Raw genomic sequence first — 8,196 nt, 5'->3', positions numbered from 1 at the left:
GCGCGATCTGGCACAACCGAACCACCGGCCGACCCGTCACCCGCTCCCTGATCGCCTACGACCACTGACCGACTTCGGAACTACTCGTCTAGGTCGTCGCTGTCGCGGAAGCCCGCCCAGGCACCGACGCTCTCCGGCACCGCGGAAGGCCGGGGGCGCAGCAGCGGCCAGACCACGGCATACGTGGCGATCGGGGAGCTCAAGGCCACGAACAGCGGTGTCGCTCCCAAGCAGCCGGACAGGGCTTCGAACGCGACGACAGTGCCCACAGCGAGTGCGGCGACCACGATTGGCCTGGATGGGTCCAGGCGGGCGAGCAGCCGGTCGCGCACCCGCTGGTCCAGGGTTCGCCCGCTGGCGTCCGGCCGAGCCCGGCGCAGGCAGCGGCCGGGCTGCGAGAGTATGTCGAGCCGTTCCACCCGGCTAAGCACGGGTGGAACGGCTCAGGCCGAACTCGCGGCGAGGGTCGCGACTGCGGTGGCCAGCGTCCGGGCCGCGTCATCACGCCCGGCTTCATCGTCCGCGCGGAGACTCGCGCACCCGCCGCAGGCGCAGGTCGTCGGCGTGCTCAGGTAGGGCGAGAAGTTCGTCCAGGAGCTCGGCCAACAGGCCAAGCATGATCGCCGCCTGCTCCTCGTCGGTCCCTGGCGGTGCAGGCTCCTTGGGCACCGTCGGCATAGGACAGGTCGGTGTAATAGGCGAAGGAATAATCGACGGACCAGTCCGTGGTCAGGGCCGAGATGCCTGAGGTGTACTCGACGTTCCACGTCCTTCCGCGAGAGTGCGCTTCCACTCGGCGAGTTCCCGCTCCGGATCACGCGAGCAGCCGATGCCGTGCACGAACACCAACTGCGGCCTCCTCTGATCGAACATCATCGCCCCACTCCCCCACTCCAGCCCCACTACCCCTCGTCCATGCCCACGGCACCAATCCCGCACATCACCAATAAAGTTGACGATCAATCGGGTGCATCCAGTAGACCGGGGGTGTCACGGCCCGTCGGCCCGTCCGTCGGGTGAGCTTCCACAACCCGCCTACGGCCTGGGCCGGACCAGCACCGTTAACGTCGATCTCGCGCAACGGATCGTCAGTTTCGCTGGCGGGCCGTCTCTGCTTGTCCGGGATGGGTGGTTCTGTCTGCAGGTATGACGAGGGCCTGGGCTATCGCGCCGGGTGGGTGCCGGGTTCCACGGCTCCGGATGTGATGGGGCGTTCATCCAATGAACAGGGTCACCAGCCGGTGGATCCGGGCCTGGCGGGCGTTTGGTGTGAGCAGCGCGTGCAGCGGGCCTCCCGGGCGGACGACTCAGCCAGGTGGACCCGAGAGTTCTCCGCCTCCGCTGCGCCGCTGGGGTAGACGGAGAGAGCCAGTTCGAACCCCTGGCGAGCAGCTCGGTCCTCACCCCGATACAGCGCGATGTGCGCGAATCCCTCTTGTGCCCGGGCCTGATGCAGTCTCAGTTTCCGCTCTCGCGACAGGTCGGCTGCATGCCGAAAGGCCGTCTCGGCGTGGTCCAGTTCCCGCGCTGCCAGATAGGCCTCACCGAGGCCGTCGAGTGCGTCGCATTCGACCTCGAGTAGTTGGTGTTCGCGTGTGAGGCGTAGTGCTGCGCGTCCCGCTTCGAAGGCACGCGGCAGGTCGCCGAGCGCACGGTGAGCCACGCACAGCGTCGCCCTCGCCACTGCGGCAATGTGCACGTGGGAGCCTTCGTCACCCAGACGTAGGGCACGGTCCAGGTAACCGATCGCCTCGGCGAATCGCCCCTCCCTCACCAAGAGGATGCCGATGTTCGCCAACGTATAGGCCTCCGACAGGTCCCGATCGGTCTCCTGGTAGAAGGCCAGCGCCTGGGAGAGATGGTCGAAGCCTTCGGCATTGCGGCCCAGTTCCCTGCAGACTACCCCGAGATTGTTCCTGAGCGCGGCAGTCAGCTCGGGATCGGAGAGGGTGACTACGATTGCCAGTGCCGAACGGAAGTAGTCGTAGGCTTCCGCGAAATTCTCGTCGTTGACTTTCAGGACACCGAGTTCCGTCAGCTGGTACATCTCGGTGGACCTGTCCCCCGTACGCCTGCTGATAGCGACGGCGGACTCCAAGGCAGCTCGGGCATCGGACATTTGGCCGCGTTCCCGCAGGGCACCCGACAATCCCATGAGACACAGCGCTTCGCCGGACTCGTGCTTCACCGACCGTGCGGCTTCGACGGCGCCCTCGAATAGTTCGAGCGCAGTGCCGGCGTAGTTGGTGCGCCGCAGGAACGGCTGCATGGCGCAGACCAGTTGCCAAGCCGACTCGGGCGGCCCGTCGGTCAGAGCGACCCGGGCGACCTCCACGAGGTTGAATGCCTCCCTGGCGAGCAGTTCGATCGCATCAGCCGCCGAGTGCGGCCGCGGTACGCCGCCTACCAGGTGAGTGACGTCGGGGGCGAAACGAAATGGTCCCTTCGCCAACGGTGCGCACCAGGTTCCGGCGATCTGGAGGTGATAGTCGGTCAACCGCCTGCGAGCGTCATTCCTGGCCGCCTCGCTATCGTGCTCCTTGCATACCCGCACCGCGTAGTCCCGGACGAGGTCGTGGAAGTGGTAGCGACCGGCCTTGTCCTGAAGCACGAGGTTGTCATCGAACAGAGCCTCGAGGACGTCCTGGACCCGGTCCGTCGGTAAAGCGGTGAGTACCGAAGCGATCCGCGTGTCGAAGTCGGGGCCCGGGTGAAGGCTCAGCAGCCGGAAGAGTCGGCGGTTGTCACCGGACAAGTGGCGGTAGGACAGGGTGAGCGCGGCCGACACGCTCCGCTCACCGAAATCAAGAAACCTGGCCCGCTGGTCCTGGTCCCTCAGCTGCTCAACGAGGTAGTGCACAGTCCAACTGGCACGATCTCGGAAGCGCGCGGCGGCGATCCTGATGGCCAGCGGCAAACGCCCGCACAGTTCGACGACCTCGGCGACATCCTCTTCATGGGAGGCCAAACGCTTTGCGCCGACGACACGGGTGAACAGCGCAACCGCGTCATCCAGAGGCATCAGGTCCAGCGACAGGGGAACGGCACCTTCCAGGGCCGGCAGTCGACGCCGGCTGGTGATCAGCACGAGCGGCCCATTCGTACCCGGCAACAGCGGCCTCACCTGCTGGACGTCAACCGCATTGTCGAGCAGCACCACAGCTTTCTTCCCCGCCATGGCGCCACGCCAGGCGACCGTCCTGGCCTCCAGACCCGGCGGGATCAGCTCGTCCGGAAGACCACACTGGCGCAGCAGCATTCCGAGGGCTTCTCCCGAACCGAGAGGCTCGACACCTGCGGCAAAACCCCTCAGATCGACGAAGTACTGCCCGTCCGGGTAGTCGGGCGAGACAGTATGCGCGAACCGGACCGCAAGGGCGGTCTTCCCGATGCCGCCCATACCGTTGATCGCCGAGATCACGAGCGACACCGAGTCGGTCTGTCGGCTGTCCTCTTCCAGTTGGCGGATCTCGTCCTGGCGTCCGGAAAACTCACGGGGGTCATGAGGCAGGAACTGCCGTCGAGCCGGTTCCCGCGCCGATACTGTGTCCGTCGCAGCCAAAGGCGCGGCAAGCACGGGCGGAAGTCTCGACGTGGGCGGCTCCACGACCGGAAGGCCCCGCAGGATACGTTGGTGCAGCATCTTGAGGTCGTCGCTCGGATCGAGACCGAACTCCTCCGCCAGCAGCCGCCGGCCTTCTTCGTACACTTCCAGGGCGTCGCTGGCCCGGCCGGTGGAGTGGAGCGCGGTCATCAAACTCGCCCGGAACGACTCCCGTGACGGGTGCGACGCGACCAGTCCGACGAGCTCGGCCACCACGTGGGCTCCGTCGCCTCGTCGGACACGCAACTCAAACAGCAGTTCGACAGCCGAAAGGCGTTCCTCCTCCAGCCGGGTGGCGACATTGGCAAAGTAGTCCCCGCCGAGCCCCGTCAGTGCGGCACCTCGCCACAGTCCCCCGGCGCTCGCAAGCAAGGAGATACCCGTGTCTGCATCCCCCGCTGCCACCGCTTCGTTGGCGCGCTGAACCGCGGAGCGATACCGGGTCAGGTCCAGCCGCTCCTCGTCAATGCCGATCCGGTAGCCGCGCGGAATCGTGAAGATGTCAAGCCCCGATACCGGGCCGACAATCCGACGTAGCGCACCCACCGTGTTGTGGATCTGCTGGCGTGCGGACTGCGGGGCGTCCTCCCACATGACATCGATCAGCCGGTCCGCCGACACCACGCTGTTGGCGTTTAGCAGGAGCGTGGCCAGCAGGCAACGAGAACGGTGCCCTCCGATCGCCAGCAGCTTGCCCTGGGCTTCAATTTCCAACGGCCCCAGCAGTCGAACATCGAGGTCCATCCGCTCCCCTACGTCGTCCTTGTCCGCTTCCGGAGCAGCCCCGCCTCTCGCGCGGGCGCCCCGGCCCCACCCGCCTCCCACACGTGCGCCCCGGTCCCACCCCGCGCCGCACTAGGGGATCCGGGGCAGGGCGATCGGAAAGACACACAGGAGATTAGCCGAACGGTAGTCCGAAATTAGCGCGGCTCGGTAAGTTTGCTCACGTCCGTTGCCGACCGGTGGTGCGGATTCGACACATCGCCACATATGGGGGGGTACATGCGGTTTGCAGTCATAGGGGCAACGATCGGGCTGATCTTGGTAGGGTTCGCCTTCGCCTCAACCGACACTTCAGCAGAGGTGCACCCCAACGCCACCTGCCAGGCATGCACACAGTGACCGCGCAGTGACTGAGTCGCAGGCTACGGCTTCTCCTCCGTCGAGTGCGCAAGGATTCCAATTCACCGCGTTCCTGCTCCTCGTGGTTCTCCTTGCCTCGCTCATCCAGGTGCTCCCGGCATGGTCCACTCCCGGCTGGATGCAGGCCGGGCGCTCCGCGATGGCGGTCCTCTGGCCACAGGGATGGGGCTTCTTTGCCGACGAACCGTCGGCAAGCACTGCGAAGGCATTCACCGTGGGTGACGGCGCTGAACCGATCGCCGTCACCCAGTTGCAGCTGGACCATCGCACGGCATGGGGTCTGAGCCGTTCCGCATACGCCCGCTACGTCGAGCTGGGCAACCTAAGCGCCCTCGTCGCTGCCCACGATTGGCTGGACTGTGCACACCTGGCGCCAAGCGCGTGCCGGAATGCGGCCCTGCACGCACCCCTTGTCCAGATCTCCAACCTGACCGCACATCCGACGTTCTGTGGGCACCTGCTGATCGTCGTGGCGAACCCGGCGCGCTGGACAACGGACACCCGGCTCTGGCAGAGCGATTGGAAGATCCTACGAGCAGTGAACGGCGATGTGAAATGCGCAGGTTGACCAATCGTCTGCTCTCGTCAGCCGCCGGATTCGAACCACGTGGCCTGCCCCTAGCCGTCAGCAGATCTGCGCTCGCGCTCGCCGAACTGACCACCATCGTGTTCACCCCGGACCATGACCTCTTCACCTACGAGCCGGACCTTCCCAATGGCATGCGCTGCTATGGTGCCCACGGCCCCTCGCTCTGGTGCGTCACCGGCCCCAGCCCGACCGGTCTGCTCATCAGCCGGGTGGTGGCGATCGCCGTCCTTGTCGTCGCCGCGTCCGGTTACCGTCCCCGGTGGACCTGCATACCCCAGTGGTTCGTCACTTGGAGCCTGGCGACCAGCATGACTCTGCCCAACGGTGGCGACGAAGCCGCACTCGTCACGACGATGCTGTTTGTGCCGGTCCTCCTGGGAGACACCCGGACCTGGCACTGGGTTCGGCCGCAGGAACCGCTCGCCCCGGTGTGGGCCGGCAGCGCCTACGCCGCCTGGTGCGCCATCCGCTGCCAGATCGCGATCATCTACCTCAGCGCCGCCCTCTCGAAACTCCGCACTCCGCACTGGCGGGACGGCACCGCTCTGTACTCGGTTCTCGTCGATCCCAACTACGGCCTTCCCTTGACGGTTCGCCCCTCACTGAGCCTGGTCACTGCCTCCGACGCCGTTATCAGAACGCTCACCTGGGCTGTGCTGGGCGTCGAACTGGCCATCGCGCTGTGCGCCTTGTCACGACGGAGCGCGCGCCATGCGGCCGGTTGGCTCGCATTCGCCCTCCATGGCGGAATTGTGGCCGCCATGGGGCTGTTCAGCTTCGGACTGACCATGATGGCGCTGGTGCTTTCGCTGCAGATCGATGAACGCACACCGCCGCCTGCAGCACTCGTCACCGACCATCCGGAACCGGCGCCGCACAAGACACCGGCGGATTGCTGTTCTCCTCAGGAGTCCGAGCCTTCCAGCGCTTGGCCCCGAATCACCCCCTCCACGTGTGGCCCAACCACAGACATGGAGTCCCGTTGACCCTCGACATCCGTCCCATGGATCCACGAACCGCCCCTGCGCGCCTGCTTGCCGACTATCACCTGATGCGAGCGGCGGTCGTAGCGGAGGACTTCCCCGAGGACCCGCCGCTCACCTACGAAAGCGCGGTCGGGCGCTTGCGCACACCCCCCGTCGAGGACGGGACATGCCACTACTGGACCTGCCACCTGGACGGACGCTTGGCCGGTTCCGCCAGGGTCGCACTCCCGGAGGACTCCAACAGCGGCATCGCCAACATCGATGTCTACGTGCACCCGGAACTGCGCCGCCGCGGAATCGGCACCGCACTGCTGTTCCCTGCGACGGCGGCAGTGCTGGAGGCAGGGCGCGGCACCATTCTCGGCGTTCCCATGAAACCCGACTCCCCAGGCGCCCGTTGGGCGCACCGACTAGGGTTTGTGGTGACCCGCAGCACTGTGATGCAGGTGCTGATCGTCGCCGAGGCCCCCCGCAGACTGTGGGACGTGCGTGTCCCGGCCGGCTACCGGCTGACCTGCTGGACCGGCGCCACCCCTGAACCACACGTCGACTCCTACGCAATGGCACGTCAGGCGATCCATGACGCCCCCCTGGGCGCCACGAGCTATCGCGAGACGGTGTGGACCCCCACGCTGATCCGCACCACCGACCGCGATCTCCTGGATGCAGGCGTGGAACAGCGGGTTGTCATCGCCGTCGAGGACGGTACGGACCGGATCGTCGGCGTCCACGTCTTGCACAACTACCCCCACCGCCGCGAGTTCGGGTATATCCACGACACCTCCGTACTGGTCTCGCATCGCGGCCACGGCCTGGGTCGAGCGATGAAGGGCGCCATGATGCGCTGGCTGGCCGACGAACGGCCGGACCTGGAACGCGTCCTGACCACCACTGCCACGGCCAACACCTTCATGATCGATATCAACCACTCGCTCGGCTACCACACCGCCCGGACAATGGACTGGGTCGAGACCACGACCGCGCAGCTCACCACGCAGCTGACCTCATCTCCGCGCGGTGCCGGGGGCTGACCTATCGACCCCGCTGGCAGCAGCCCCTACTCCTGCGCTACCAACGGAAATCCAGGGCGGAGTATCCGCCCGTAAGGCTTGCCCGCCATACTCGCGATCCGGCAGACAAGAACACTCGCGCCGGGCCCTGCGAGTGCCATCCCGCATATCAGCACTCTCTGACTAAATCCCTTGAGGAAATGTCAAGCCTACGCGGCACGCCATTGCCCTTACTGGCTGGCACAGCCTCACAGCCCGCCAAGATCAACTCATTTCTACCGCACACATATCATGCACTCGACACGGAAAATTTCTTCTCGGCCTAGAGTCCCACACATGGACCCAGTGGCGCCACTCCGCCATCAGAATTCCGCCACCGCCACATAGATAGTAGCCACCCCCAGATATTCCGCCGCGAGCGCACCATCCACGTATAGCAAGTGCCAGATCCCTGCACGATTTCCCCTCGAAAGAAGAGAACGTGACGGACTCGCAGATCGAATCAGTATGCCCGTTTTGCAGCGGAATCACCTTAGGAGGAAGTGGATATATCACCTCTCCGGCTTCCGCCGAGCTGGTGATTTCCAGCCTGTCGCAGCGCGAACTCGACACCCTGCGCCTCATTGGCGCAGGAATGGACAACAGAACGGCGGCAAAGCAGCTGTCGGTGAGTGAGCGGACCGTCAAGGCCCACGTGACTGCGATCTTCGAGAAGCTGCAGATAAATTCACGCCTCCAAGCCGGGCTCCTCGTCGCCTCGATTTCGTGTACGTGCTCAAAGCCAACCTCCGCGATCGAGCCCGATCCGCACCACTTGCAGTGCTTCTGACCCATCCGCTTTACAGCGGCATGTTATAGGTGGGC

Annotated in this window: 6 protein-coding genes; 4 read left to right on the top strand and 2 right to left on the bottom strand. The window is 65.6% G+C overall.

Annotation, left to right across the window (positions count from 1 at the left end; genetic code table 11):
* Positions 1–80 precede the first annotated feature (80 nt).
* A complete protein-coding gene (locus ACFUEL_RS30010) occupies positions 81–419 on the bottom strand; it encodes a hypothetical protein (RefSeq protein WP_380239920.1) in 339 nt (112 codons plus the stop codon).
* An 812-nt stretch (positions 420–1,231) separates the two neighbouring features.
* Positions 1,232–4,348 (bottom strand): BTAD domain-containing putative transcriptional regulator, encoded by a 3,117-nt coding sequence (locus ACFUEL_RS30005; protein WP_380239919.1) that lies wholly within the window; start codon positions 4,346–4,348, stop codon positions 1,232–1,234.
* 385 nt (positions 4,349–4,733) lie between these two features.
* Between ACFUEL_RS30005 and ACFUEL_RS30000 the strand changes: the two genes are divergently transcribed.
* The 4 genes from ACFUEL_RS30000 (at position 4,734) to ACFUEL_RS29985 (ending at position 8,161) form a co-directional block, all read left to right on the top strand.
* Positions 4,734–5,315 (top strand): SdpA family antimicrobial peptide system protein, encoded by a 582-nt coding sequence (locus tag ACFUEL_RS30000; RefSeq protein WP_380239918.1) that lies wholly within the window; start codon positions 4,734–4,736, stop codon positions 5,313–5,315.
* Positions 5,312–6,322, top strand: coding sequence for a hypothetical protein (locus ACFUEL_RS29995; protein ID WP_380239917.1), 1,011 nt, complete (start codon positions 5,312–5,314; stop codon positions 6,320–6,322). The genes ACFUEL_RS30000 and ACFUEL_RS29995 overlap by 4 nt, the downstream gene beginning before the upstream one ends.
* Complete coding sequence (locus ACFUEL_RS29990) at positions 6,319–7,353, top strand: GNAT family N-acetyltransferase (RefSeq protein ID WP_380239916.1); 1,035 nt, start codon at positions 6,319–6,321, stop codon at positions 7,351–7,353. Before ACFUEL_RS29995 ends, ACFUEL_RS29990 begins: the two co-directional genes overlap by 4 nt.
* Before the next feature lie 460 nt (positions 7,354–7,813).
* Positions 7,814–8,161 (top strand): response regulator transcription factor, encoded by a 348-nt coding sequence (locus ACFUEL_RS29985; protein WP_380239915.1) that lies wholly within the window; start codon positions 7,814–7,816, stop codon positions 8,159–8,161.
* The last annotated feature ends 35 nt before the right edge of the window (positions 8,162–8,196 follow it).

It is taken from the genome of Kitasatospora sp. NPDC057198 (genome assembly GCF_042670125.1).
GTDB lineage: Bacteria > Actinomycetota > Actinomycetes > Streptomycetales > Streptomycetaceae > Kitasatospora.
The sequence above is the reverse complement of the archived record's forward strand: the minus strand, read 5'-3'. Positions and strand labels throughout refer to the sequence as shown.